This is a genomic window from Cognatiyoonia sp. IB215446, from assembly GCF_033963825.1.
Taxonomy (GTDB): Bacteria; Pseudomonadota; Alphaproteobacteria; order Rhodobacterales; family Rhodobacteraceae; genus Yoonia.
On the sequence record NZ_JAXBMD010000002.1, the window covers coordinates 435,627 to 462,492 of the forward strand.

General features: G+C 58.1%; 28 protein-coding genes. 12 read left to right on the plus strand and 16 right to left on the minus strand.

Annotated features, from left to right (window positions below; all coding sequences use genetic code 11):
* Positions 1-146: 146 nt before the first annotated feature.
* Entirely contained in the window at positions 147-2,093 is a 1,947-nt protein-coding gene (gene thrS / locus SLH49_RS09645; RefSeq protein WP_320268953.1) for a threonine--tRNA ligase, read from the minus strand.
* Between the two features lie 196 nt (positions 2,094-2,289).
* Between thrS and SLH49_RS09650 the strand changes: the two genes are divergently transcribed.
* Both SLH49_RS09650 and SLH49_RS09655 read left to right on the plus strand, forming a co-directional pair.
* A complete protein-coding gene (locus SLH49_RS09650; protein ID WP_320268954.1) occupies positions 2,290-2,880 on the plus strand; it encodes a hypothetical protein in 591 nt (196 codons plus the stop codon).
* A gap of 98 nt (positions 2,881-2,978) precedes the next feature.
* Complete coding sequence (locus tag SLH49_RS09655; protein WP_320268955.1) at positions 2,979-3,224, plus strand: hypothetical protein; 246 nt, start codon at positions 2,979-2,981, stop codon at positions 3,222-3,224.
* Positions 3,225-3,278: 54 nt separating this feature from the next.
* On the opposite strand, the gene SLH49_RS09660 is transcribed toward SLH49_RS09655, so the two are convergent.
* On the minus strand, positions 3,279-3,710 hold the full coding sequence (locus SLH49_RS09660; RefSeq protein ID WP_320268956.1) for an MAPEG family protein: 432 nt from the start codon (positions 3,708-3,710) through the stop codon (positions 3,279-3,281).
* Positions 3,710-4,501: a metalloregulator ArsR/SmtB family transcription factor gene (locus SLH49_RS09665; protein ID WP_320268957.1), complete on the minus strand. Its 792-nt coding sequence runs from the start codon at positions 4,499-4,501 to the stop codon at positions 3,710-3,712. Before SLH49_RS09665 ends, SLH49_RS09660 begins: the two co-directional genes overlap by 1 nt.
* 45 nt (positions 4,502-4,546) lie before the next feature.
* On the opposite strand from SLH49_RS09665, the gene SLH49_RS09670 reads away from it, so the two are divergent.
* From SLH49_RS09670 to SLH49_RS09690, 5 genes are all read left to right on the plus strand, one after another.
* On the plus strand, positions 4,547-5,308 hold the full coding sequence (locus SLH49_RS09670) for an alpha/beta hydrolase (RefSeq protein ID WP_320268958.1): 762 nt from the start codon (positions 4,547-4,549) through the stop codon (positions 5,306-5,308).
* Positions 5,309-5,404: 96 nt separating this feature from the next.
* The gene (locus tag SLH49_RS09675) at positions 5,405-6,730 is read left to right on the plus strand and encodes an MFS transporter (protein WP_320268959.1); all 1,326 of its coding nucleotides are present in this window, start codon (positions 5,405-5,407) and stop codon (positions 6,728-6,730) included.
* On the plus strand, positions 6,723-7,580 hold the full coding sequence (locus SLH49_RS09680; protein ID WP_320268960.1) for an alpha/beta hydrolase: 858 nt from the start codon (positions 6,723-6,725) through the stop codon (positions 7,578-7,580). The genes SLH49_RS09675 and SLH49_RS09680 overlap by 8 nt, the downstream gene beginning before the upstream one ends.
* Before the next feature lie 97 nt (positions 7,581-7,677).
* Entirely contained in the window at positions 7,678-8,394 is a 717-nt protein-coding gene (locus tag SLH49_RS09685; RefSeq protein WP_320268961.1) for an alpha/beta hydrolase, read from the plus strand.
* A 180-nt stretch (positions 8,395-8,574) separates the two neighbouring features.
* A complete protein-coding gene (locus SLH49_RS09690; RefSeq protein ID WP_320268962.1) occupies positions 8,575-9,276 on the plus strand; it encodes a glyoxalase superfamily protein in 702 nt (233 codons plus the stop codon).
* Between the two features lie 37 nt (positions 9,277-9,313).
* On the opposite strand, the gene phaZ is transcribed toward SLH49_RS09690, so the two are convergent.
* Complete coding sequence (gene phaZ, locus SLH49_RS09695; protein WP_320268963.1) at positions 9,314-10,585, minus strand: polyhydroxyalkanoate depolymerase; 1,272 nt, start codon at positions 10,583-10,585, stop codon at positions 9,314-9,316.
* Between the two features lie 69 nt (positions 10,586-10,654).
* Here phaZ and SLH49_RS09700 point away from each other — a divergent pair, with 69 nt between their 5' ends.
* From SLH49_RS09700 to phaR, 3 genes are all read left to right on the plus strand, one after another.
* Positions 10,655-12,451 (plus strand): class I poly(R)-hydroxyalkanoic acid synthase, encoded by a 1,797-nt coding sequence (locus SLH49_RS09700; RefSeq protein ID WP_320268964.1) that lies wholly within the window; start codon positions 10,655-10,657, stop codon positions 12,449-12,451.
* 147 nt (positions 12,452-12,598) lie between these two features.
* Positions 12,599-13,048, plus strand: a complete 450-nt coding sequence (locus SLH49_RS09705) for a phasin family protein (protein ID WP_320268965.1) — start codon at positions 12,599-12,601, stop codon at positions 13,046-13,048.
* Between the two features lie 202 nt (positions 13,049-13,250).
* Positions 13,251-13,793: a polyhydroxyalkanoate synthesis repressor PhaR gene (phaR, locus tag SLH49_RS09710; RefSeq protein ID WP_320268966.1), complete on the plus strand. Its 543-nt coding sequence runs from the start codon at positions 13,251-13,253 to the stop codon at positions 13,791-13,793.
* Between the two features lie 4 nt (positions 13,794-13,797).
* Here phaR and SLH49_RS09715 read toward each other — a convergent pair whose 3' ends face one another.
* The 12 genes from SLH49_RS09715 to SLH49_RS09770 form a co-directional block, all read right to left on the minus strand.
* Positions 13,798-15,003, minus strand: a complete 1,206-nt coding sequence (locus SLH49_RS09715; protein WP_320268967.1) for a DegT/DnrJ/EryC1/StrS family aminotransferase — start codon at positions 15,001-15,003, stop codon at positions 13,798-13,800.
* A gap of 72 nt (positions 15,004-15,075) precedes the next feature.
* Positions 15,076-16,380 (minus strand): FAD-binding oxidoreductase, encoded by a 1,305-nt coding sequence (locus SLH49_RS09720; RefSeq protein ID WP_320268968.1) that lies wholly within the window; start codon positions 16,378-16,380, stop codon positions 15,076-15,078.
* A 4-nt stretch (positions 16,381-16,384) separates the two neighbouring features.
* Positions 16,385-17,170: a hypothetical protein gene (locus tag SLH49_RS09725; RefSeq protein ID WP_320268969.1), complete on the minus strand. Its 786-nt coding sequence runs from the start codon at positions 17,168-17,170 to the stop codon at positions 16,385-16,387.
* Entirely contained in the window at positions 17,167-18,519 is a 1,353-nt protein-coding gene (locus SLH49_RS09730; protein ID WP_320268970.1) for a glutamine synthetase family protein, read from the minus strand. The genes SLH49_RS09725 and SLH49_RS09730 overlap by 4 nt, the downstream gene beginning before the upstream one ends.
* Positions 18,516-19,199, minus strand: coding sequence for a type 1 glutamine amidotransferase (locus tag SLH49_RS09735; RefSeq protein WP_320268971.1), 684 nt, complete (start codon positions 19,197-19,199; stop codon positions 18,516-18,518). Before SLH49_RS09735 ends, SLH49_RS09730 begins: the two co-directional genes overlap by 4 nt.
* Before the next feature lie 96 nt (positions 19,200-19,295).
* Complete coding sequence (locus tag SLH49_RS09740) at positions 19,296-20,102, minus strand: ABC transporter permease subunit (protein WP_320268972.1); 807 nt, start codon at positions 20,100-20,102, stop codon at positions 19,296-19,298.
* Positions 20,099-20,983 carry an ABC transporter permease gene (locus SLH49_RS09745; RefSeq protein WP_320269781.1) on the minus strand — a complete coding sequence of 295 codons (885 nt, stop codon included), beginning with the start codon at positions 20,981-20,983 and terminating at the stop codon, positions 20,099-20,101. The genes SLH49_RS09740 and SLH49_RS09745 overlap by 4 nt, the downstream gene beginning before the upstream one ends.
* A 54-nt stretch (positions 20,984-21,037) precedes the next feature.
* Entirely contained in the window at positions 21,038-21,769 is a 732-nt protein-coding gene (locus tag SLH49_RS09750; RefSeq protein ID WP_320268973.1) for a transporter substrate-binding domain-containing protein, read from the minus strand.
* 22 nt (positions 21,770-21,791) lie between these two features.
* On the minus strand, positions 21,792-22,565 hold the full coding sequence (locus SLH49_RS09755; protein WP_320268974.1) for an amino acid ABC transporter ATP-binding protein: 774 nt from the start codon (positions 22,563-22,565) through the stop codon (positions 21,792-21,794).
* Positions 22,566-22,652: 87 nt separating this feature from the next.
* The gene (locus SLH49_RS09760; RefSeq protein WP_320268975.1) at positions 22,653-23,405 is read right to left on the minus strand and encodes a phosphate/phosphite/phosphonate ABC transporter substrate-binding protein; all 753 of its coding nucleotides are present in this window, start codon (positions 23,403-23,405) and stop codon (positions 22,653-22,655) included.
* On the minus strand, positions 23,402-23,839 hold the full coding sequence (locus SLH49_RS09765; RefSeq protein ID WP_320268976.1) for a TerB family tellurite resistance protein: 438 nt from the start codon (positions 23,837-23,839) through the stop codon (positions 23,402-23,404). Before SLH49_RS09765 ends, SLH49_RS09760 begins: the two co-directional genes overlap by 4 nt.
* A gap of 5 nt (positions 23,840-23,844) precedes the next feature.
* Positions 23,845-24,636 (minus strand): 23S rRNA (adenine(2030)-N(6))-methyltransferase RlmJ, encoded by a 792-nt coding sequence (locus SLH49_RS09770; protein WP_320268977.1) that lies wholly within the window; start codon positions 24,634-24,636, stop codon positions 23,845-23,847.
* 115 nt (positions 24,637-24,751) lie between these two features.
* On the opposite strand from SLH49_RS09770, the gene SLH49_RS09775 reads away from it, so the two are divergent.
* Both SLH49_RS09775 and SLH49_RS09780 read left to right on the plus strand, forming a co-directional pair.
* Positions 24,752-25,489, plus strand: coding sequence for a MipA/OmpV family protein (locus SLH49_RS09775; protein WP_320268978.1), 738 nt, complete (start codon positions 24,752-24,754; stop codon positions 25,487-25,489).
* 226 nt (positions 25,490-25,715) lie between these two features.
* Positions 25,716-26,759 (plus strand): hypothetical protein, encoded by a 1,044-nt coding sequence (locus SLH49_RS09780; RefSeq protein ID WP_320268979.1) that lies wholly within the window; start codon positions 25,716-25,718, stop codon positions 26,757-26,759.
* The last annotated feature ends 107 nt before the right edge of the window (positions 26,760-26,866 follow it).

Sequence of the window (26,866 nt, forward strand, 5' to 3'; positions counted from 1 at the left end):
AGTCACAGACCTGTGCATCGCATTTCCGTGAGGTCAGTTAAGCATCTTGTTAACTGTGGCAGGCTGTCGCGGGCTCAAACCGTTGTAAAACGGCGAAGATTGCGCCCGCGCCGTGGGCTTTTGTTACAGCTTCCAGCGCTGGAATGTTACAGAAGATCCGGCGGTGTCGCTTCTTTTGCGAGTTCTGCAACAATCTCATCAAGTGATGTTACAGATGTCTTGTTCTCCCCTAGCCGCCGCACTGTTACGGTTTTCTCGGCAACCTCGCGCGCACCAAGCGCGAGGATAATCGGTACCTTCCCGACGGAATGCTCGCGAACCTTGTAGTTGATCTTTTCGTTGCGGATATCAGCCTCTGCCCGCACGCCAGCTGCCTTCAAGGCTGCGACAACTTCGCCCGCATAGCTGTCGGCATCTGAGACGATGGTTGCCACAACCACCTGCCGTGGGGCGAGCCAGAAGGGTAGCTTTCCTGCATGTTCCTCGATCAGGATGCCGATAAAGCGCTCGAACGACCCCAGCGTCGCGCGGTGCAGCATCACAGGGCGATGTTTTTCGCCGTCGGTGCCGATATAGGTGGCATCCAGCCGTTCAGGCAGCACGAAATCGACCTGGAAAGTGCCGCACTGCCAGTCCCGCCCGATGGCGTCGGTCAACACGAATTCCAGCTTCGGCCCGTAAAAGGCCCCTTCGCCTGGGTTCAGTTCAGGTTCCACGCCTGCGGCGCGTGTTGCCTCCAAAAGGGCGGTTTCAGCCTTGTCCCACACCTCGTCTGATCCGGCGCGTGTTTCGGGCCGATCAGAAAATTTGACGCTGAAGCTCTCAAAGCCCAGGTCTTTATAGATCTCAGTCAGAAACGCGATGAAGCGCGCGCATTCCGCTTCAATCTGACTCTCTTCAGCGAAGATATGGCCGTCATCCTGGGCGAAACCGCGCACCCTCATGATACCGTGCAAAGCACCGGAGGGTTCATAGCGCGCGCAAGACCCGAACTCAGCCATCCGCAAGGGAAGATCGCGATAGCTTTTCAGGCCCTGTTTGAAAATCTCCACATGGCAAGGGCAGTTCATCGGCTTAAGCGCGTTGATCGCCTTTTCGCGGGCATGTTCTTCGTCCACTTCGACGATGAACATGTTGTCCTGATACTTTTCCCAATGGCCGGAGGCTTCCCACAGCTTGCGGTTCACGACTTGCGGTGTGTTCACCTCAACATAACCGCCGGCCCGTTGCTTGCGACGCATGTAGTCCTGCAACTCCGTGTAGACGGTCCAGCCATTTGGGTGCCAGAATACCTGACCCGGGGCCTCTTCCTGCATGTGGAAAAGGTCCATTTCGCGGCCCAATTTGCGGTGATCGCGCTTAGCCGCTTCTTCCAGCATGTTCAGGTGCTTGCGCAGGCCTTCTTTATTGGTGAAGGCGCATCCATAGATCCGCTGCAGCATCGCGCGGTCGCTGTCACCGCGCCAATAGGCGCCCGCGATGGACATCAGTTTGAAGCCGTCCGCAGGCACCTGACCGGTATGTTGCAGATGCGGCCCGCGGCACAAATCCTGCCAATCACCGTGCCAATACATCCGGAGCGGTTCATCACCAGGGATGCTTTCGATCAGTTCGACTTTATAGGGCTCGCCTCGGTCTTTGTAATATTGAATGGCCTTTTCACGCTCCCAGATTTCGGTCGTCACCGGCTCGCGCTTGTTGATGATCTCTTTCATCTTCTTTTCGATCAGCGCGAGGTCTTCTGGCACAAAAGGCTCTTCACGGTCGAAGTCGTAGTACCAGCCGTCCTTGATGACAGGGCCGATGGTGACTTGTGTGTCGGGCCAGATCTCCTGAACTGCGCGCGCCATGATATGGGCGAGGTCGTGGCGAACCAGTTCCAGCGCCGGCTCCTCGTCTTTCATGGTGTTGATGGCGATGCTGCTATCGGCCTCAATCGGCCATTGCAGGTCCCAATGCTGGCCGTTTACAGTCGCGCTGATCGCCTTTTTGCGCAAGCTGCTCGAAACATCAGCAGCGACATCGGCAGGGGTGATCCCAGCCGCATAATCGCGCGCATTGCCATCAGGAAAAGTCAGGGAAATCTGTGCCATTGGTGGCAAGCTCCTCGTCGGTTTGGCGCCTACAAAACGCCCGGTTGCGGGTTGTATATGTGCCGCTATGTCGCCGATCTACCCACCCTCGTCAAGCTATGTTGTTGCGATGCAAGGGGTTTTGTGCAGTATCGAGAGCAGGCAGGACCGGGAGATTGCGCATCTCCCAAAATCAATCAAGAAGAGGTATCCAAAGATGATACGAACAACGGCTATGATCGCAGTGGTTGTGGGGCTTGCAGCCTGTGGCGAGGGATCTGGTGATAACGACACATTGGCGGGGGGCGGCGGGAACGCGGCGGCGCTTACGTTCGACGAACTCAATGAAACGAACTCGCAAATCATCAATGAAGTCGCGTCATCCAGCGTGACCCCCGAGGACGACATTCCCGATAGCGGTTCATCGATCTATCGCGGCGCGCTGACGCTGACACTGCAAGATGGCAGCGGGGAAGGTGTGATCGGTCAGGCGCAGGTGAACGCGAATTTTGCGACCAGTGTGGTGACCGGTGGGGCGGACAACTTTTTTGATCTGGATGGCAATGCGACTTCCGGCACTGTCACGATTGCCAACGGTTTGATCTTGCCGGGCGTGAGCCAAGTCACTGGCGACATCAATGGCACAGTGACGTTCGATGGCACTCCATTGGCGTTGGATACAACGTTGACCGGAACCATTTCCGGCAATGATGCGGACTACATTTCGGGTGTTGTGACAGGGACGGGCGCCGACAGTGGTACCGCGACAACGGTTGATGTGCAGGGGAGCCTCTTCACCGAGCGTTAGGTTTCTCGCGGTATACCGACATATACGTTGACTGCGACATCTTATAGGTTAAATACGACGGTGTTTCCGATAAGAAACCTATATGTTGGGGAATGCATATGCCGCGCTACAATCGAAGCTTTGATCTGAGCATCAATGACATCGACATGATCGAAGAGGCTTTGCGCGCTCGCGGGCGAGAGCTTTCGGGGATGCGGCTGGCCTTGTCGGAGGAAAACCCGGCTCATCTGGAAGCGATACGCGTGATTGAACAGGACCAGCGCGCGAACGAGGAATTGTTGGGGCGTCTGCACGATCAAAAGATTTTTTATCGCCCAAAGACCGCCGTCTACGTCAGCGGCTAGGCCGTCAAAACAGTGGCGTGCACGCCCCTTTTGAGGCGTGCACCGTGTTTCACTCTACAGTGCAGCTGCGAAGACCGCATACGCCATAATCAGGCAGCATACCCATCCCAGCGTAAAGATAATCGGACGCGCGGGCAGTCGGGCCCAACCGGTGATGTATCCGATGGCGTGTGCGACACGCAGCCAGAAGAAGGCAATTGCGGTCCAGTATGTCAGCGCGGTAAAGCCATCCACCCGGTCGACCAGCAACACCAGAAATGCAAAGGGCACGAATTGCTCAAGCAAGTTCAGATGCGCCCGATATGCACGGTGCACCCATGGCCGCTGAAGCGCCGGATTGGCTGGGCGCGAAAAGTCCTGGCTATCAATATCTGCAGGGCTGCCAGCTTCTGAGGTATTGACCCCGATGATGTAGGGGATCCAAAGCGATGCTGCGAGGATACCGAGGCATGTCAGGATGCCCAATTCCGTTGGAAAGCTTTCCATCACGCGGCACTCCCAAAGTTGGCGGGCTCACCGGTTTCAAGCCAGGTCTTCAGCCCCGACATCATGCGCGCCCAGCCATCGGTCACGCCTTCCTGACCTTCCGGGATGTCATAATGCTCCAATGTCAGCTTGCATTGCGGCCCTTCGGGTTCGATAAGGTAGACGAAGGACGATTTCGCCAGCGGGACATCGGGGCCCGCCCAATGCGGCTCAAACGTGCTTTCGATCCGCGTCTTGGGTGTTTCTGCGATGCTGGTGCAGACCAGCATCTTGTTGTCGTCGGGCGTGTAGTAGATCAGTTGGTTACCCTCCAACTCAATCCGATTGGCCATGAAGTGGTAATTGGCCATCCCTTCGGGTTTGGTCAGCGCGTCCCATAATGCGTCCTGTGTGCAGCGAATGAATGTCTGCATAACGAAATCAGGCTTTTTCGACATCGGTTTCTCCAGTTCCTGTTTCAAATCTGCCATTGCCCTTGCAGCCGAGCGGGCGAGGAGTGGTTCGACCCAACGGTCGATCACCTCCTGCAGGGGCATGGCGTTGAGATAGTGATATTTGAACCGCCCCACTTTGCGCGGGACGATCAGGTTTGCGTCCTCAAGAACCTTGAGGTGTTTCATGACCCCGAAGCGGGTCATGTCCAGTTGCTCTTCCAATTCCATCAGGCTTTGGCCGTCCTTGGCGCGCAAACTGTCGAGCAGTGCGCGGCGGGCGGGGTCGTTGAGGGCTTTGAAAATCGCATCCATGGATGCCTTATACGTGACTAGATACTCACGTGATAAGATAGTCACCTAATAAATCTTGCGCTCGGCGCCTCGCTGTGATCCTGTAAGTGCATGGAAAATAATACTGAAATCCCATCATTCATCTCGCCAGAAGGGCGACGCATCGCCTATCATTTGACCGATGGGACCGGCCCTGCGGTGGTTTTTCTGGGCGGATTCAAGTCCGATATGGGCGGGACCAAGGCCGTTTTTCTGGAAAAATGGGCTCGCGATTCGGGACGTGCTTTCCTGAGGTTTGACTATTCGGGACATGGGGACAGTGGCGAGGCCTTCACGGATGGCTGCATTGGGGACTGGCTCGCGGATGCCTGCGCCGCGATTGGGCTGCTCGCCGGAAAAGTTGTGCTGGTCGGCTCCTCTATGGGCGGGTGGATATCACTGCTGGTTGCGCGCGCGATGCAGGAGCGAGTGGCTGGTATGGTCACCATCGCTGCGGCCCCGGATTTCACCGAAGACAGTATGTGGGTCGGGTTTTCAGATGCGCAGAAGGCGGAACTTGACGGCGCAGGGCAGGTGGCCCTGCCATCTGAATATGGCGAGCCTTACATCATCACGAAACGCCTGATCGAAGAGGGGCGGCAACGGCTGGTCCTGCGCGACCCGCTCTCGCTGCCCTTTCCCGTTCGCTTCCTGCAAGGGACGGCGGATGCGGATGTGGATATGTCGGTCGCGCTGCGTCTGCTGAGTCATGCGGAAGGGCCGGATATGCGCCTGACGCTGGTGGACGGCGCGGATCATCGGTTTTCGGATGAGACCTGCCTCGATCTGATCAAAGCCTCGGTCGAAGATGTGCTCGCGGCACAAGATGGGTGAAATCACCCATCCTACGCCACGTTTCGCTTCCCTCTGCGGGTCTGCGCGCGTCTAATCGTTCGGAAGGCCGCGGGAGGAATGGTGATGGCGTTGTCGATGGGTCAAAAGGCCGGCTGGGGCCTCGCGGATGCGGGCATTGTTGTCTTTGTCATCGTCAAGCAATTGCTGATCGTCAGCTATCTGACGACATATCTTGGCATCCCCGTTGCGATTGCGGGTTTTGTGACCACGATTGTGTTGATCTTCGACATGATCACTGATCCGTTGATCGGCTATTTCAGTGATCGGACGCAAAGCCGTTTTGGCAGGCGTGCGCCATGGATGTTTGTTGGCGCCGTTGTGATGGCGCTGGGCATGCTGGGGCTGTTCATGGCGCCGGTCGAGGCGGCGATGGGCGCGAAACTGACCTGGGTGATCGCGGCGTTCGGGATGGCCACAATCGGGTTCACCATGTGCGCGATCCCCTATGGCGCGCAGGCGGGCGAGATCACGCAGAACCCGCGCGAGCGGTCGACCATGACTGGCTGGCGGATGGCCTTTGCCACAGTCGGCATTCTGGTGGGTGGCGCTGTTTTGCCCGGTCTTGCCGGGGCCTTTGGGTTCCCGCTGGCCGCACTTTACGTGACACCGCTGATGATCGGGGCGATCTGGCTGTCGCTGTGGTCCACCCGAAACGCACCACGGATCGAGACGCCCGCGAAGACCGGGTTTGTCGCGGCGTATAGCTTGGTGTTTTCGAACCGCACCTTTGTTGTGCTGGCGCTCGGCTATGGCGTGATGACGTTGGCGGTGGCGCTGATCACCGCCGGGCTGCCCTTTGCCGCCGCGTATCTTGTCGTGGATGACGGGCAAAATGCGCTGTCGGGTGCCGCAGAGGCGCTGACAGTGCTCAGCGTGCTTTTCGGCGCATTCTTTGTCGGCGCGATCCTGAGCCAAGTCTTTTGGGTGTTGATCTCGCATCGTTTGGGCAAGCTTTGGGCGCTGGTGATTGGATTGTCCGGTTATGTGGCGCTGCTTTACGGGCTGTCGGGCATCTTGCCGTCCACCAATGTGACGCTGGTTGCGGGGGTGTTTGTGATCGCCGGGATTACCAATGGCGCCTATCAGCAAATCCCGTGGGCGATGTATCCCGATCTGATGGATGTGACCCGCGAGGAAAGCGGGATCGCGATTGAGGGCGCATTTTCGGCGGTCTGGTTGTTTGGTCAGAAGCTCGCCAATGCGATTTCGCCAGCGCTGCTTGGCCTGATCCTCGCCCGCGCGGGGTGGCAGGAAACGACAGAGGGCTTCGTTGCGCAAAGCGATGCGGCGCTGGAGGCCCTGCAACTGGCGATCACGCTGATCCCGGCGGGCATTCTGGTGGTGGCGGTTTTCGTCTTGCTGATGATCTATCGCCCGATGGCGGTGCGCGCCCTTGCTTGAGCTTGATGGCATAGAGGCGCAGATCGCCGCCGAAGAGGCACAGGTGCCAGGGTTGCGACCGGGTTGCGCGCGGCGGATTGTCTGGTCGGGCGACCCGGCGGTGAAGACGTCTGTCGCAGTGCTCTACATTCACGGGTTTTCGGCGTCGCCGGAGGAGTTGCGGCCGCTGCCTGATCTGGTCGGCAAGGGGCTGGGCGCGAACCTTTATTTCACGCGATTGACCGGGCATGGGCAGGATGGGGCTGCGATGGCCACGGCGACGCTCGACGCGTGGCGGCAGGATGTGGCCGACGCGGTTGCGGTTGTGTGTGCCCTTGGGGATGAGGTGATCCTGATGGGGTGCTCCACCGGCTGCACGCTTGCCACGCTCGCCTTGGCGGAGGGGCTGGAGGCCAAGGCGGTGATCCATGTCTCACCCAATTTCGGCCTGCGCAACAGGGCCGCGCAGTTTGTGATGGACATGCCCTTTGCGCAGCATTGGGCGCATCTTCTGGCGGGGAAAACACGGTCTTACGAGGTGATCAGCGAAGCCCATGCCGCCTATTGGACAACCGAATACCCGACCGCCGCAGTTCATCCGATGGGGGATGCGGTGCGCGCAGTGCATCGTGTTGATCTCGGGCAGGTTAAGGTTCCTGCCTTCTTCGCTTACAACCCAGCTGATCAGGTTGTGCATGAGGCTGACACGCGCAAGGTGATCGCCCGTTGGGGCGGGCCGGTCACGACATTGCTGCTGGAGCAGGGGCCTGATGATGACCTGATGGGGCATGTGATGGCCGGTGACATCTTCAGCCCCAGGCAGACCGAGCCCCTTGCCGAAAAGATACTCGCATGGGTGAAAAGCGCCTAGTCTGGTCGAAACCCTTGCGATAATGGCCATTGCGGGCCACACTTTACCAAAATCTCCGTCAGAGAGAGTTTGCGCATGTCCGCCGAGCAGGCCCCCGATGCCTAGTGAAACGCTGGTGATGATTCCGCCCATCCTGAGCGATGCGCGGATTTTTGACGCGCAGATCCGTGCGCTGTCGCGCCAGCATGCGGTTCTGTTTGCGCCGACCTGCCGGGGCGAGCGGATGGAAGAAATCGCGAGCCAGATCCTGAGCTGGGCTCCAACGAAGTTTGCTGTCGCGGGCATGGGGATGGGCGGCATGGTGGCGATGGAGATCTTGCGCCGGGCGGCGGAGCGTGTGACCCGTATCGCGCTGATCAGCACCAGCCCACAGGCCGACACCCCGGAAGCGGCTGCGGCGCGAGAACCCCATATCATCGCCGCCCGCGCGGGTCGTTGGGCGGACGTATTGCGGCACGAGATTAACTCCACCTGGATGGCGCCGAGTGCTGACAAGGTAGCGCTTGTGCGACAACTGACCGAGATGGGCGATGCGATGGGGCCTGACGCCTATGTCAAACAAGCCCGTGCGCTGCAGCGCCGTAAGGACCAGCAGGCGACGATGCGCAACATCACGCAACAGACCGTGGTGATCTGCGGACGCCATGACGGTCAGTTTCAGTTGAAACGCCACGAGTTTCTGGCGGAGCTTATTCCCTATGCCGATTTGCAAGTCGTTGACGACGCGGGGTATCTACCCACACTGGAAGCGCCTGATGCTGTCACTGGCATCCTACAAGACTGGATGACCGCGCCGTTGATGCTGCGGTCGTAGCTTGACCTTACGGCAAGGTCGCGCTACCGAAAAGCCAAGGTTTCGGGCACCTGCCGCGCGCGCCTCTTTCGGGGTTTGGTGAAGGCCTGTCATATCTGAAATGATTTGCTTTGAACGGGACCGGCCCGTCAGCAATGCGCGCACTGATGCTTTGGCTTGTCCCCGGTTAAGGAGATCATCATGCACGTTTCACGTGATCCAAAGGCGATGGCCAAGTCGCTACGCGGCGCGCTAGCCCGACGCGATATTGCGTTGTCTCACGGCCAATGTCTGGAAGTTGTGGCCCAGCAACTGGGCTTTGTAGATTGGAACACCGCTGCGGCCGGCGGGCGCAACTCTGCAAAGCTGTTGTCTTTGCCGCAAGACTGGTTTCTCGCGGGTTCTGCCCCGCATGACTATCATGCAGGCCGCGACCCGGACCGCGCTGATCAGGTGGCCACGATCTACGCTAAGAAGGATGGGAGACAGATTACCGGTTTTGCGACGCTGATGCAGAGCTTCGACGCGAAGGCTTATCAGGGCAAGCGGGTCCGGTTGGTGGGCGATTTGTCCTGCGCGGATACCGACGGTCTGGCGACGATGTGGATGCGGGTTGATAGCGCAGAGCGAGGCGGCATTCGGTTCGATAACATGCTCAATCGGCAAGAGAATGGGCCGCTGATCGGCACACAAGACTGGACGCGGCGTGCCATCGTGCTCGACGTGCCCGTTGATGCCGAGAAAATCGCATTTGGCTTCATGCTTGAGGGACGCGGGCAGTGTTGGTGTCGCGGGTTTGAGATTGATGTCGTTGATGGCGGCGTTGCGGTCACATCTGACAAAGGGTCTTATCTGAACGCGCCCAGCAACCTCAATTTCGGCCCTAAAGACCAAACTGCCTGAGAGACAAAGACAGGCGGGGTCCTCCCCGCCTGTATCTTCAGTTCATGCTCACGACATTTGAGGGCCTACGTTTTGTGCTGCCCGAATTGGCATCAATGAACTCCAGCACCAGTGGCCGGATATTGTTACGCCAGCTGCCACCTGCGAAAATCCCGTAATGGCCCGCGCCGGGTTCCAGATGTGAGGCTTTCTTGTCGTCGGGCAGGCCAGTTAGCAGATCAAGCGCGGCAAGGCACTGGCCGGGGGCAGAGATGTCGTCTTCCTCGCCCTCAACGATCTTGACCGCGACAGTCGTCACCTTGCTGAAATCAACCTTGTGACCCGCGACCATGAAGTCGTTGCGCGCAATCTCGCGACCTTTGAAGATGCGCTCGACAGTCGAGAGGTAGAACTCCGCCGTCATGTCCATCACGGCAAGATATTCGTCGTAGAAGTTGTTGTGGCGGTCATGTTCTGATGCTTCGCCTTTGGCGACGCGAATGATCTCATCCCGGAAGGAATTGGCGTGCATCTCGGCGTTCATGGAAATGAAAGACGCCAATTGCAGAAGCCCCGGATAGACCATGCGGCCCACGCCAGCATATTTGAAGCCTACCCGCTGGATCATCGTTTCTTCCAGCTGGCCCATTGTGACGGTGCGGCCGAAATCCGTTACTTCGGTATGGTTCGCCTCCGGGTCCACTGGGCCGCCGATCAGGGTCAGCGAGCGGGGTTGTGCATCAGGATCAAGCTCTGCCAGATAAGCGGTCGCGGCCAGCGCAAGTGGCACCGGCTGACAGACAGCGATCACATGAACGTCCGCGCCAAGTTCGCGCATGAAATCCATCAGATAGAGGGTGTAATCCTCAATATCGAACTTGCCCGCACTGACGGGGATATCCCGCGCATTGTGCCAGTCGGTGACATACACATCGCAGTCAGGCAGCAGGCTGATCACGGTTTTGCGCAGCAGCGTCGCGTAGTGACCCGACATCGGGGCGACCAAGAGAACGCGCCGCTTGCTGGGCTTGCGGCCGGGCATCGTAAAGTGGATCAAATCGCCAAAAGGTTTTTCAACAACCGTTTCAATCTCCACCGGGTAGTCGCGCCCCTTGTCGCCGGGGACGGGCGGTATATTCCAGTCAGGCTTGACGATCATCCGCTCAAACGTACGCTCCGTCACCTCGCCCCAAGCTTTCAGCCAGTCAATGGCCGGATTGGCCCCCCAGGACATCACAGGATACGACGCCAAAGCACGTGCCGATGCGCCAAGCCATTGATTGGTGTTACGCATGGTTTCCATCAGGTCATAGGTCATCATATACTTCATGTACTCGGTCTCCGATGGTCAGCGCGCGGCAGTATGCTGCACCTGCAGCATACGCCAAGGAAGGTTAACATGACAACAAACGATTCAATTGAGGCGGCGAATGTTAGCCCAAATGTTGCAAAACTTGAGGCAAACCTCACCCGGGTCGAAGAGTTAACCCAACGTTTGTTGAAGGTAATGGGTCATGGCCGCCATGTGGCGCCCGCGCTACAGGGGCCAAGTCAGGAACTCTACCTAAAGGCGGCCACCGCCTATATGACTGAAATGATGCACAATCCTGCCAAGCTGCTTGAGCATCAGCTGCAATTCTGGAGCAAGTCTGTCAAACATTATGTCGAAGCACAGCACCTTCTGGCGCAAGGCAAGCTGGAGCCGCCGACGGACGAAACCCCCAAGGATCGAAGGTTTTCTCATGAGTTGTGGGAGACCAACCCGTACTTCAATTTCATCAAACAGCAATACCTCATGAACGCTTCTGCAGTGCAGCAGGCGGTCGAGGATATAGAGACGCTTGATTCTGAGGAAAAGAAGCGACTGCGCTATTTTAGCCAGCAGATCGTGGACATGGTGAGCCCCACGAATTTCCTGCCGACCAACCCCGAAGCGCTAGCACTGGCGGCAGAGACCGAAGGCGAGAGCCTTGTGGCGGGCCTTGAGAACCTGATTGCGGATCTGGAAGCCAATGATGGTGACCTGGTCGTCACGCTGGCCGACAAGAAGGCCTTCAAACTGGGTGAGAACCTGGCCACGACGCCCGGATCGGTCGTGTTCCGTAACCACCTGTTTGAGCTGATCCAATATGCGCCGACGACGGACATGGTCTATTCGACACCGCTGATCATCTTCCCGCCCTGGATCAACAAATTTTACATCCTTGATCTGAAGCCGCAAAACAGCCTGATCAAATGGGCGGTGGATCAAGGCTATACGGTTTTTGTCGTCTCATGGGTGAACCCCAACCCCGGCTATCGTGAGACATCGATGACGGACTATGTGGAGAGCGGTTATCTGACCGCGATCAACGAAGTGAAGGATATCTGCGGCGTCAAAAAAGTGAATGCGGTTGGTTATTGTATCGCGGGCACGACGCTGGCGCTGACCCTAGCGCTGATGAAAAAGCGCAAGGATACCTCGGTAAATGCCGTGACGTTCTTTACGACGCTCACGGATTTCTCTGACCGGGGCGAGGTGGGTGTGTTCCTGGATGATGACTTTGTCGATGGGATCGAGGCGGAGGTGGCGGAAACTGGTATTCTCGATTCCTTCTTCATGTCGCGGACGTTTTCCTATCTGCGTTCGAATGATCTGATTTATGGGCCCGCGATCAAAAGCTACATGATGGGGAAGGCACCGCCTGCCTTCGATCTGCTTTATTGGAACGGCGATGGCACCAACCTGCCGGCGAAGATGTCGGTTGAATATCTGCGCGGGCTTTGCCAGCACGACAAGTTCGCAACCGATGGGTTCGAGATTGCTGGCGAGGTGGTCAAACTGGATGAGGTGACCGTGCCGCTCTGCGCCATCGCTTGTGAGACGGATCATATCGCCGCTTGGAAAAGCAGCTATGCCGGTGTTCAGCAAATGGGGTCAAAGGACAAAACCTTTATTCTGTCGGGGTCTGGGCATATCGCGGGTATCGTCAATCCGCCGAGCAAGAACAAGTATGGGTATTACACCAATCCCGAAATGGGGCTGACGGCGGATGACTGGCTGGATGCGGCGGATCAACATGAAGGTTCATGGTGGCCTACCTGGGATAAATGGTTGTCACAAAAGTCTGGTAAGAAGATAGCTGCGCGTGAGCCGGGAGATGCGGATCACCCTGTTCTCGCCCCAGCGCCTGGCACCTACGTTGTTGCTAAGTAGCTATTTCCTTTGGGTAAATTTGCGCATGCAGAAGAATATGCTGCAGTGCAGAAAAAAGACTTGAAATGCTGCAGTGCAGCATGCATATTGGTGTCACGAGATAACCGCGGAGGGGGCTCCGCAAGTACTGAAAGTGAGACTGATCAAATGGCAAAGACACAAGACTTCACCGCCATCTTCAAAGACATGATGGGCGCGTTCCCTGTCGACACAAAGGCAATGGAAGAGCAGTTCAAGAACCAGACAACGCTGGCAGAAAAAATGTCTGCTGTTGCTCTGGACGCAGCTGGTAAATCTGCTGAACTGTCCGCAAAATGGACACAAGACACCATCGCCAAGATGGAAGCGATGTCCAAAGCAAAGGCAGAGCCTGCTGACTACGCAAAAGCAATGACCGACTTCGCATCTGCGTCCGCTGAAAGCGCTGCAGAGCACATGTCTGCTTTCGCTGAAATCGCGAAAAAAGTGCAGACGCAGACCATGGAGCTGGTTCTGGCCGCTGGCAAAGACTTCTCTGAAGACATGACAGCTGCTGCAAAAAAAGCGACAAACGAAGTGACAGCCGCCGCAAAGAAAGCAACTGCTGCTGCAAAGTAAGTCACGTCCAAAACAACCCCATCCTCCCTAGGGGTCTGTTTTTCAAATGGCGGTCCGCATCGCGCGGGCCGTCCTTTGTTTTCAGGGTCTGTGGCTGCCAAACGTCCTGTTGTGCTAAGGGACCCGATCAGGATTTGCTTTTCTTTCGTGCAGACGCAGCATAGGCTTGCTGACAGCGCACTATGTCTTGGGAGGGACGCCCGTGACCGACAACAACAAACCGCTACTAATCAAGCGCTATGCAAGCCGCCGTTTGTATAACACGGAAACGAGCGACTACGTGACCCTGGAGGATATCGCTGTTTTCATCCGTGAGGGACGTGATGTGCAGATCGTTGATCTGAAATCCGGGGATGACCTCACGAGGCAATACCTGTTGCAGATTATCGCTGAGCATGAGAGCCGCGGCGAAAATGTGTTGCCTGTTGATGTACTGACGGATCTGGTGCGCAGCTATACAAGCCAGGCGGCCTCAGTCGTTCCGCAATTCCTGCAGGCCAGTTTCGAGATGCTGCGCGAAGGTCAATCCAAGGCAATGGAGAACATGACGAAGGCCAACCCTATGGCCGCCATGCCCGGCTTTGAGGCGATGCGTGCCCAGCAACAGGCGTTTTTCAACGCGATGACGGGTGGCATGATGCCCGGCGTCGGAAAGTCCGAGCCCAAGGAGGACGCCGACGATCTGGATCAGATCAAGGACCAGCTTGCCGAATTGCAGGAAAAGCTTTCCAAGATCAGTAAGTAATGCACTAGGCGCTGCGCACGGTCGCTGCCTCAGGTGCCTGATGCGCGCCCATCACCTTCTCAACTGCATCGAGAATGATCCCGGCGATCACATCGCATTCTGGCAATGTCAGCCGCGCAGGCAGCCTGACATCACAAGCCCGCATCAGCATCGCGCGCGTTTTCGGTAGTTCGGGCAGGTCTGACAGAAACTGCCAGTTCCAGAACGCACGCGCGTTATCAGCGCTCTGCCCAAAGACCTGAACGCTCACTCCAGCCGATTTGGCTGCGGCGACGAAGCTTTCGGTTTCTTCTGCGGACATATCTACCAGATTGAACTGGATCGAGTCAGGTGCCCGTTCCTCCGGTGGCAGCTTTGCGGGTACGTGCAGCCAACGTGATTGATTAAGCTGGGCAGCCACATGATCATGATTGCGCCGTCCCTGACTGACCCGGCGCGGCAATTCTTCAAGTTGCGGCCGGATCACCGCTGCGGATAACACATTCAGTCGCTGGTTATAGAGCGGCAGCTTATTTTGCCATTTGGCAAAGGCCGCCTGTAAGACGGGATGCTTTTTCCAGTTATGCTCATACGCGCCGGACATGATGACAGCGCGGGCGATCAGGTCGGCATCGTCCGTGATCATGATACCGCCTTCACCGGCATTTAATAGCTTATAGGATTGAAAGCTAAAGCAACCAATTTTCCCAATTGTCCCGATGTTCCTTCCGCCCCACGTGGTACCCAGTGAATGCGCCGCGTCCTCAATCACCGGAATATCAGCCGCATCGCAGAGCGCCATGATCGCATCCATATCGGACGTATGCCCGCGCATATGGCTGATGATGACGGCATCCGCTTCGGGCAGCTTTGCAGCGAAATCCTCCAGATCGATGCGGTAGTTTTCACCACATTCGCATAGCACAGGTACGCAATCGGCGTGGACGACTGATGACGGTACCGCGCCAAAGGTGAAGGCGGGGATCACGACCTTTGCATCGCGCGGGAGCCCCAATGCCTTAAGCGACAGGAACAAAGCCGCCGAGCAGGACGAGACGGCCAATGCGTATTTCGCCCCCAATGCGCGCGCAAACTCCGCCTCAAGCAAGGCGACCGGCGAATTGTCAGAGGTATAGCGAAAAAGATCGCCCGATTGCAGCAATTGCCGCACGGTCACAAGTGCGGCGTCGGGAATGGGTTCGGCATCATAGACATTGGGCACTTGGGACATGGCACTGCTCCTTGTCATTGTTATTGGCCAGAGGCTTAACAGCACGCATGTCACAAGCCCGTGACATCCGCGTCAAATACCCAGCCTGTCGCGCAAAGCATACCATGACATGGCCAGTGTCAACAGAGGTGCGCGCATCGCGGGCCCACCGGGGAAGTTGGGCACATTGAGTGCTGCGAGTGTGTCGAAACGCCCTGCCTGACCCGCGATGGCCTCGGCCATTACCTTTCCCGCGAGCCCCGATAGGGCGACGCCATGGCCGGAGAAGCCTGCTCCGGAAAGGATGTTTGGTGCCACACGTTGGATCGCGGGCAGGCGGGTCATGGTAATGCCCAAGGTGCCGCCCCAAACATAGTCGACCCCCACACCTTTCAATTGAGGAAACAGATGCGTCATCCGTGCGATGAGCGCCGTGCTGATGTCCTTGGGAAATCCAATGCTGTAGCTTTCGCGCCCGCCAAAGAGAAAGCGGTTGTCTTCCGACATCCGGTAATAATTCACGACGAATTTGCTATCGGCCACAGCGATATCGCGGGAGAGAACGTCGACCGCCCTGTCGCCGAGCGGTTCCGTTGCGCAGATGAAGCTGTTGATTGGCATCACCTTGGCTGCGACCGTTCGGGTAAGAGTGGGCAAGTAGCCATTGCCCGCGAGGATCGCGTGCTTTGCCCGGACGCATCCGCGATTGGTGCGCAAAAGAACAGTGTCGCCTTCGACAATGTCGTGGACCTCAGACCGATCATAAAGCCGTGCGCCTGCGTCTTCGGCCAATCGGGCCAACCCCAGGGCATAGCGGAGCGGGTGAATGTGGCCCGCACCATGATCCAGGATGCCGCCCCAATAACGCGGCGATTTGACGAGATCGCGAAACGCATCTGCATCCATCGACGTGATCTGATCATAACCGTACTTTTCCGCGAGATGGGCCGCGTCCTCGGCATAGTCGCGCGCCTCCTGCACGCTATAGCAGCCGTGGGCGACACCGGGCGTGTAGCGGGAATCGGGAATGTGTTTCGCGCAGATATCGCGAATATCGGCCTTCGCCTCTTCGGCGAGCTCCCACAGATCGCGCGCCATTTCGCGGCCATAGCGTTTCTCTAGATCGCCCTGCTCGGCGTTATAGCCGCTGCCAACCTGTCCGCCATTCCGCCCGGAGGCACCAAAGCCCGGACAATGCGCATCCAGCACGACAACATCCATGCCCTTTTGTGCCAGATGCCATGCCGCCGATAGCCCTGTGAACCCGGCACCAACTATACAAACGTCGGCGCGCGTCTCACCGTAAAGAGGTGGCCGCTCAGGCGGTACTTCGGTGCTGGCCGCGTACCAGCTCTTGGGGAGATGGCCGGGTGTGTCGTTGCGATAAAGCGGGTTCATCGACCTAACCGGGATTGAACTCAAGATGGATATGATCGTCATGCCGCGCGGCACTGCAGCCCTGAAACCGGATGGTGTCGCTTGAAACACCGAGACGTTCGGCCAGATAGGGTTCGACGAATATCTTGTAGTCGTTGCCAACCGGATTGTCGGCGAGCCAGCGTAACGCCTCGCCCGTTCTGGCGGCGTCAAGTGGCCAGTCGCGCAAGTAGGGTTGTGCCCAAGCGACATCCCACCGCAATGAAATGCCCGTATCGCTGGCGCAGGGTTGCGGGTCGCCGGGCCCCGGCTGCTCGAACCCCCAATAGCCGATAAAGGATTTGGTCTGACCTAGCCGGTACTCTCCGTGCTGATCAGTGTAGTAGAAGGCGAGGTCAAGCTTGTTGCCATCATCATGGGACAGGTGCGGCAGCATCGCAAAGCCGTCAATGAAGGGAAAGCTTGCATCAAGGGCGCGCGTGCGTGTTCCGGGAAAGCTTTCATGAATATGGGCAGACAGCGCGTCGGCATGCGCCTTCATGGCCGGGTTCACGTAGTGGCGGTTGAGTGCGCAATAAAGCGGGTTGAGCACGGCAATCTGATTGGGCCCTGCATCAAGGCAGGGTAGGGGTTCCCGCCCAGCCAGCGGGGCCGTGTAGTGAGCAACCACCGTCAGTCCGAGATAGACGATAAGAAAGGACAGAAGAAACCGCCCGAACGCCATTCGCAACAAAAGCGCCAGACCCCAGGCGAGGCCACCCAGCTGCGTCAGCGCGGTCAGCGCGATGATGATCAGCCCATGCCAAATCATACGTTCAGCAACAGATGTTCGCGTTCCCACGGGCTGATGACCTGCAGGAATTCATTGTATTCGGCGCGTTTCACAATCGAGTAGACACGTGCAAAATCGGGGCCGAGCACCTCATGGATCGCCTCGGCCTCATCAAAGAGGTCGAGCGCAGTGTAGAGCCCTTGCGGTATTTCATCCTCGGACTCGTAAGCATCACCGCGCCATCTTTTGTCGGGCCGGATCTCGTTCTTCATGCCCAGATACCCGCAGGCCAGCGATGCCGCGATGCAGAGGTATGGGTTGCAATCCATCCCGGCGAGGCGGTTTTCAACCCGGCGCGCCTCGGGCGGTGAGACGGGGATGCGGATACCGGTCGTGCGGTTGTCCCGTCCCCATTCGAGGTTAATGGGTGCTGCATGATCACGTACGTAGCGGCGGTAGCTGTTTACGTAAGGTGCGATCATGGCGATGACGCTGGGCATGTATTCTTGTAGACCGCCGATGAAATGGAAGAAGGCATCCGTCTCACCGCCTTGCGGGCCGGTGAAGATGTTGCGGCCCGTCTCATCCAGGATCGAGTGATGCACATGCATGGCTGAGCCCGGCTCGCCCTCAATCGGTTTGGCCATGAAGGTGGCGAAACAATCGTGTTTCAGGGCCGCTTCCCGGATGAGCCGTTTGAAGTAAAACACCTCGTCGGCCAGTTTCACCGGATGCCCGTGGCGCAGGTTGATCTCTAGCTGGCCCGCGCCGCCTTCTTGCGCAATGCCGTCGATCTCAAAGCCCTGGATTTCAGCGAATTCATAGATGTCATCGATCACCGGCCCGTAATCATCGACGGCGGACATGGAGTAGGCCTGCCGCCCCGCTGCCGGGCGCCCGGTGCGGCCCATCATCGGTTCGATCTCTTTGGCCGGGTCGATGTTGCGGGCGACGAGGTAGAACTCCATTTCGGGGGCGACGACAGGGGTCCAACCCTCGGCTTCATAAAGCCCAACGACGCGCCGCAGCACGTTACGCGGCGCAAAGGGGACAGGTTCACCTTTTTGGTCGAAAGCATCGTGGATGACCTGCAAGGTCCCATCATCGGCCCAGGGGGCCGCTGTGGTGGTCGACAGATCGGGTTTAAGCACCATGTCGGGTTCGAGAAAGCCGTCTGGCCCAGCAGCCTCGCCCCAATCGCCGGTGATGGTCTGAAAGAAGATCGAATTGGGCAGGTGAAAATGCGCCTGCTTCTCCCATTTCCCCGCTGGCACCGCCTTGCCACGTGCGATGCCGGGCAGGTCGGCGATAACGCATTCGACCTCGTCCAGCCGGTTTTCCTGAAGGTAGGTTTGGGCGGCAGGCGGGATCTGATCGACCCAGGTCATGCGATGGATCGCGACTTGAAGAATGAAGCGATTTGCGAAGCTAGCCGTTCATTCGCGACGGGTTGGTTTAGGTTCGCAGCCACCTCATCAAGCTGGTTCTGTGGCACGATCCCCGGCCCGCGATGCCGGGCGAGACCCGCTACGAAATCGGCACCAAATTCCGGGTGCGGTTGCACAGTGAATGCTTTCTGGCCGTAGATGAGGGCCGCGTTGTCGCAAAAACCATTCGTTGCCACGATGCGTGCGCCCGCCGGGCGCTCGACCACCTGATCCTGATGCCAGGCGTTCAAGGCGACGGTTTCACCTTCCCAGTCATAGGTCTGACGACCAACAGCCCAGCCACCGCCAAACTTCTCGACCTTACCGCCCAGGGCCTGCGCGATGATCTGGTGGCCAAAACACACGCCCACAAGCGGAATATCGGCGGCGTAGATGTCACGGATCATCGCCTCCAGCGGTGGAATGAAGGGATGGTCCTCATAGGCGCCATGTTTGGACCCAGTGATCAGCCACCCCTCGCACAGGTCAATGGCAGCAGGAAAATCCATATCGACGACATTCCAGGTCTCGAACTCGAAGCGATGCCCGTCAAGCAGCCGCTGAAACAGATGCTCAAAATCGCCAAGTTCGTCCCGCAGCGCGTCTGGCGCGTGTCCCGTTTGCAGGATACCGATTTTCATAGATCACCACATCGTTGGCCTCGCCTCACGCTATCGTGGGACAAGATTGGTCGCAAGCGGGCGCTCTGGTAGGCGGGGATCATTGCCCTTTGTGGTTTAGCGGATGATCTGCGGCCTGAGTTTCATTTTCTGGCGTGTTTGCTGCGGCAAGTGCCGGTTAAGGCGCCGATTGATCAGCCCGAAGATCCCGATGATCACTAGCGTGAGCAGGATGAAATAGGCCGCGAGGATCGGATAGGGGATGAAGGGGTCGAACGTCTTGTCGGCAAAATAGTTGGCGTAGTAGAGCGCGTCGCCCCGTTGTTGTGCCGCCGGGAAGCCGGAAAAGAAGACAAGCGTTGTGGCGTGAAAGAGGAAGATCGCCTCGTTCGTATAGGCGGGCCAGGCGAGGCGCAGCATGGTGGGCCAGATCACGCGGCGGAACCGAGCCCAGCCTGACAGGCCGTAGGCATCCGCCGCTTCGATATCGCCTTTGGGGATCGATTTCAGCGCGCCAAAGAAGATCTCACCCGAATACGCGGCGGTGTTCAGAAACAGGACCAGAAGTGCGCCAGCCCAGGCCGAGGTGAAGGGGTCAAAGAAGTCCGACACGCCTTTGAGGTTCAAGAACAGGAAGTAGGCAAAGAAGAACTGGATAAAGAGCGGGGAGCCGCGGAAGAGAAAAATGAACCATTCCGCCGGTTTGCGGATCAGCGGGTTCCGGGCGGCCTTCCCCACGGCGACGCCCGTAGCCAACAGAAAACCGGAGGTCAGCGCGAAGAACCCGAAATAGATGTTCCAGATCATGCCGGAGCCGATCAGCGTGAATTGCTGGCAGAGCGTGAAATCGCTGCGCGGCAACAACCGTTCGCCATAGCCGAGGCTGCGGAAGGCGTAATCGGCGATCGTTTCCCAACAACTCATGCGGCGGCCTTGCGTTGGGCTTCGCCCGCGGCCGTGGCCTGGCCATGGGTCAGGCGCGCCATGATCCGGTCGAGAACGACTTCCGAGATTTTGGTGAATCCGAGATAGAAGACGAGCAGGGCAAGGAAATACCACATGCGCCAGTCGCCATGGGGGTAGTCGGTGAATTGCGGGGTTTTCGTGCCGCCTAATTCGCGGGCCCAGTAGACGATATCCTCGACGCCGAGGAGGAACAGCAAGGGGGTCGCCTTGATCAGCACCATCCAAAGGTTCGACAGGCCCGGCAGCGCATAGACCCACATTTGCGGGACGATTACGCGCCAGAAGGTCTGGCGGGATGTCATGCCATAAGCCTCGGCTGTCTCAATCTGGCCGCGTGGCACGGCGCGCATCGCACCAAAGAGGACATTGGCGGCGAAGGCACCAAAAACGATGGCGAAGGTCAGGACGGCGAGGAAAAACCCGTAAGTCTCATGCACCCATTGCGGCGCGTTGCCCAGGGGGAGTTTGGCGGCGGCACAGACGATGAAATCGTTGCCCTGCCAGACCTGAGCCTCCCATTCGGGGCATTTGACGCGGTGGCGCAGATACTCAAACGCCTGATCGAGTGCTATGACAAAGAAGAGGAAAAAGGCGATATCCGGCACACCGCGCACAATGGCGATATACGTGTTCCCGAACCAGCGGAGCGGCAGGACTTGGCTACGTGCCGCCGTCGCCCCGCCGAAGCCGAAGGCAAGCGACAAGGGGGCCGTGATCGCCAACAGCAAAAGCACCGTGCCGACCGCATAATAGATCGACATATGCTTGCCGGTTGTCAGATAGCATGAAAACCACGCCAAGCCGTCAAGTGCGGCAGGATCAGTGCAATAGCTGAAAATGCGGGATGCCTCGGGCTAGTTTTGCGCCCCGCAGGTGGCGGGGCGCAAAGGGTCTTAGTAAAGCGTGATGCCGTCGCCGAACCACTTGACGAGCATCTCGTTGAGCGTGCCGTCTTCTTTCATCGAGGTGATGGCCGCATCCATTTTCTCGCGCAGTTCGGTATCGCTTTCGCGGATACCCATGCCAATGCCACCGCCGAGGGGAACACCTGCGCCCACGAACATCAACTCACCACCCGAGGCTTCGACGATGGGGGCGAGGAAGTCCTTGTCAGCGAAAACCGCATCGGCTTCACCGGCGCGGACGGCGGCGATGGTCTCATCCGGTGTTGGGAATTCCAGCAGGGCCGCACCTGTTTCGGTCACGTAACCGGCCTGGATGGTCGCGGTCTGGGCGGCGATCACGCCGCCTTCCAGATCAACGTCCTCAGATGCTGCGACAAATGCAGATTCGGTTGGCGGGTAATAGTTCTGTGTGAAATCAATGACTTCATCGCGTTCTTCGGTGATCGACATACCGGCGATGATCGTGTCGTAGTTGCCCGAAACGAGGTTCGGTATGATGCTGTCCCACTCATTGGTGACCCATTCGCAGGTCAGCTCGGCGCGGGCGCACATTTCATCACCGACTTCACGCTCAAACCCGTCGATTTCGCCATCGTCATTGAGGAAGTTGTAGGGAGGGTAGGCGCCCTCGGTGCCCATGCGCACGACGGAATGGCCATCGGCCAACGCCATGCCAGCGGTGAGCGCCAGCGCGGCTGTGGAAAGGATCAGGTTCTTCATTGGTAGTCTCCCAGTTGAATGATTAGGATGCTGTTGCGGACAGAAAGCCGCGCAAGCGTTCGGTTTTTGGTTGGCCGAAAAGCACGTCTGGCGGGCCTTCTTCGGCGATCTTGCCTTGGTGCAGAAAGACGACATGGTCGCTGACATCCGCAGCAAGGCGCATGTCGTGGGTGACGATGATCATGGTGCGGCCTTCAGCGGCCAGATCCTTGATCACCTTCACGACTTCCTGTTCCAGTTCGGGATCAAGCGCGCTTGTCGGTTCATCGAACAAGAGCGCCTTGGGTTCCATGCACAGTGCGCGGGCGATGGCGGCGCGCTGTTGCTGGCCACCGGAAAGCTGGGCGGGATAAACGTCACATTTGTCGCCGATCCCAACTTTGCTGAGGTATTTGCGTGCCGCCGCCTCAACCTCAGCCCGGTCGCGTTTCAGGACCGTCAGCGGTGCCTCCATCACGTTCTGAAGGATCGTCATATGGGCCCAGAGGTTGAACTGCTGAAACACCATCGACAGGTTGGTGCGGATACGGATCATCTGTTGATGATCCCCCGGATGCCTGCGCGACCCCGTGCCTTTCCAGACAACCGGCTCACCGCAAAAAAGGATATCGCCCTGCTGGCTGTCTTCCAGCAGATTTGCACAGCGCAAAATGGTGGATTTGCCGGAACCCGATGAGCCGATCAGCGACACGACATGCCCGGCAGCGGCGGTAATGTTGACACCCTTGATCACCTCAAGATCGCCATAAGCCTTATGCAGGTCGCGGATATCGATAACGGGGGTGGAATCGGTCACGTTGGCGGGCAGCTTTTTCTTATTGACCGCGGGATTAGGGCCTATTTCTTAACCATTTGCAATCGCATTCGGCGGATTGACGTGTGGTCAGACGGCATTTGCATGCGGTGCAGGCGGAATGGGCAAATCATAGGCGTCTGGGGGCAGTGCGACGAGGGCGCGCAGTCCAAGCGACTCTCTGTCTTCGGGGTCCAAAGCGTCAATCGCAGCGCGCAGTGCTTGGAAAACCGGCAGTGCCGGAACACTTTTCGCCGCGATAAGCGGGAGGCCAGGTGTAGGTCGGGTCTGTTCCAGTATTCGGAGCCCATTCGTTTCTCCGGCGTTTGCGAGGCTGTGATATGTCACCGCGTCAATGGCGGCAAAATCCGCCGCACCCCGCTGTACGGCATTCATCGACGCGCGATGCGATCCAGTGATCATCTGTGGGCCTTGCAAAACCTCCGGCCGCTCTGAGGCCAGAGCGGCCCAGCCTGATTGCGACACGGGGTCGTTCAACGCAAAGCGGCTGTTGGAGAAGGCCTCAAGATGATCGCGAGCATCATCTGAACGGGCGATGATGACACTCCGGTAGTAGCCAGGCGGACAACCCTCGACCCCGTAGTCAGGTGTGCCAATCAGCGTGACGTGATCGCGCAAGCGGCTTCGGTAAGGAAGGCTGCAGGTCTGCGACAGAACAAGGTCCGGCGCGCGCCAATGGTTGAGCAAATCGCCATCGATGTGCGTCAGCGCATCTGGCGCCGCGATCCCAGCCGCCCTCAGATAGTCTCTTACAAGAACCCAAAACCGATCATGTGCTGCCTCTGTGCCGGGCAGCGCATACATCGGCAGGCTGGCAATCATCCGGCGCTGACGCGCAGCCGTGCAGCGTGGCTATCCTGATCAGACACGCCAAGCAGAGATGCCGCCATGCGCATCATGCTGTCTTCCTCATCGTCGCGCACGCCGTCTGCCATGACAACGGCCCACATCGCCTCGACCACGCCTACACGTTCCTCATAGGCGACGGCATCCTTGATGGCGCGGGTAAAGCGCACGGTATCCGGCGCCTCGGCTTCTAGCGCCTCGGCCTCCTGACGCAACGCTGCCGCGGCACCTGCCTCAAGTCCGTAACGGCGAGCGAGGCTTTGGTCGATCTGCGCGATTTCGACGGCGGCATAGTCGCCATCGGTGCGTGCAATGCGCACGAGAAGTGCCGCAAGCGCCAGCCGGGCGTCAGTTTGCGCAAGCGGCGCGGGTTCGGGGGCGGTCAGTCGCCTGAGAAGATCACTAAACATCCCCGTTACATAAGCGCCTGTTGGTGATCTTCAAAGAGTTTAGAAAGGCGTGCCGCTTCCTGGGCAAATCTGTAAGGTGCGTTCACGACGAAAAGCCCCGATCCGACCATCCGATGACCTGACTGCGCAGGTGGGAACTTCACTTCGTGCACGTACGCACTAGGGATCGCTGAGGTCAGCGCGCCAATCATCGGCTTGTGCGGTGCGCTGTCCAAGATCGGATACCACAGCATCAGGACACCGACGCCCCATTTACGGTGGATCTTGGTCAATGTCGCCGGAATGGTCTGATAATCCGATTTCACTTCATACGATGGATCAACCAGCAATACGCCGCGCCGCGGTGTGGGTGGGCAAAAGGACAGGGCCATGTCCCACCCGTTTCGTTGTTTGGGCTCAGCGCCATAACCGGCCAATGCGGTTTCAAGCGCCGCAAACTCCTTTGGATGTAACTCGCAAAGGTGCAGCGTATCGCTGGCGCGCAATATCTCCGCCGCGATCAGGGGTGAGCCGGGATAGGCATGCGGCCCGTGGCTTTGTCGCACCCGCTCCAAAACGCGGCGGTACGGATGGTCCGGCAGGAACCAATCTTCGGTCCGCCCGATCCCTTTGGCCGCCTCACCCGTCTTCACGGATGCCGCGTCCGACAAATCATAAAGACCGCGCCCCGCATGTGTCTCAATATAGCTGAGTGGCTTGTCCTTGCGCGTCATATACGCCAAGGCCCAAGCCAGCAGGCTATGCTTGTGCACATCCGCTAGATTGCCTGCGTGATAGATATGTTGATAAGACAGCATGCTTTCGCCCAAACCTCTGCTTCCCAGCCCTACCCATTGCGCAGGATACTGCCAAGGGGGCGTTGCCGAGATGCAGGGGCGGGCTACCTCTCGCCAAGTAAAAAAGAGAGACGCGATGCGCCAAATTCTGATCCCACTTTTATGTCTGCCGGCGATGGCGCATGCACAAGACGCTAACGGAATTGCCTTTACGCTCGGCCTTGGTGCGCAGTCGCAGCCGGGCTATTTTGGCGCAGACGACAATGAGGTCGGCCCCGGCGCCGACTTTGAATTCGGACGCCTGCAATTTGGCTCGATCAGCCTCGGCGGGCGATCACGGGACGGGCTGCGTTTCGGTGGCTCGGCACGGTTCATCGATGAACGCTCTGCGGATGACTATCCGGAACTTGAGGGACTCGATGATATCGATTTCTCCTTGGAAGTGGGCGGTGGCCTTGAATTCAACGCGCCGGACTATGAGCTGTTCGCCAAACTGCGCTATGGCGTGATCGGGCATGAGGCGCTTGTCGCGGAACTTGGTGGTGATTTGATCATACGCCCTGATGACCAAGTCACCTTGCGCGCCGGTCCTCGGCTGTTGTGGGGCAGTGAGGATTTCACCCAGACCTATTTCGGTGTGACCCCTGAGGAAAGTGCGGCAAGCGATTTCAATGCCTTTGAGCCCGGCGCCGGTCTTGTTAGCGCTGGCGTTGCAGCAGAGGCGACCTATCAATTCAACGATACCTGGGGTGTCGCAGGCAAAGTGCGCTACGACCGGCTGCAAGACGACGCAGCCGACAGCCCGATCACCCAATCCGAAGACCAATTGACCGGTAGCGTCGTGATCACCCGGCGGATTTCATTCGGGTTTTGAGGGCTGCACCCCAAGTTCAATTCGAGCTGACGGTGGGATGGCTTTGCGGACAAAGCTGTCGCTAGCCACACGCTCCACGACGTTTGCCTTGTGAACTCCTTCCATAGTTCAGCCGCATTCTTCTTGCAGTTAACCCAACATGCGAACGCTCCTCACAACACTATTTCTTTTGGCCGTCTCGTTCCTTTTACTTTCGCTGGTCGGAGCTGTAGCAAGCGGCTTTTCGATGAACGACACCGCGCTGGCCCTTGGAGCATTTGCCTTTGCAAGTGCGCTCTATACCGTGCGCTACGCATATCTGGTAAAATTCGGGCGCCTTGGTTTGCTGAAGCCGAAGCTGAATTGGAAGCCAATGAAACCCGATGCGCGGGCTTTAGCGATCAAATCATCCCTTTTTGTGCAGGGTATGCAACGTATCGGCGGCAGGTCGAACAAGAGCGCGACGAATGACGTATACGCGCTCGTTGACAAAGAAATGCGCGCACTCAATGAACTGGGCCTCATGCGACCAGATCGATCAGACGATGAATTGCGATCAGAAAAGAAGCTCGTCCGTTTTCTTGAGCTTGGCCAAGACGATCGGAGTTCCCCGCCGACCAGCGAATTGCGCGACGTTAGACGCAAAGACGTCTTTCTCAACCTGCGAGAACGTGTGGACGTATGGTATGCCGAACGCGCATCGCGTGCAGAAGCGTATGAGGCCTGGCTGGCCGAGGTGGGCGACCCGGACCAGAGCCACCTCTTGAAGGATGGTTGGATTGCATTCCTCAAAAGCCTTCCTGGCCCGGATATCCGTTTGTGGCATGGCGTAGCAACCGACTTTCACGAGCTTGCTGGCGACCGTCTGGATGCCGCCTTTTGGATCTTGCAACAGGATGCTTGCGACCGCGCCACTGCATCCGATTTTATCGTGGGGTTTCTCCGCTTTCGTTTAAGCGAGGCATATGCTGATTATTCACGACCCGATGAGCGGTTGGAGAGTTTCGCCAGCGTCATTGAAGCCTTCAATTCCGGACGTTTTGTTGCCCTTTCCCTACAGGCAGGAGAACATGTCGGCGGCGGCATGAGTGACGACGAAGCCGCCGATATACTGACGAAGTATGAAGCGGCGCTTAAGCTCAGTGGATTGCCACGTCCCAATGGTCTACTCGACAGCAGCGTACCACCGACCCACCCGGCAAACCGCGGATACAATTCGCCTTACGCATTCTCGGACGATGCCGGATTACATCTCGCTTATCCTGGTCCCAGTTGGCGGGAAGCTGAGTGAAACCGGTGCGCCTTGCCTCGCTTTGGCGCCGTGTCCTGGTAGCGGTCTCAGGTCTGTTGTGGGCGCGCGCAAACTCACTCGCATCGTAGGAGAGCCTACATTGGTTC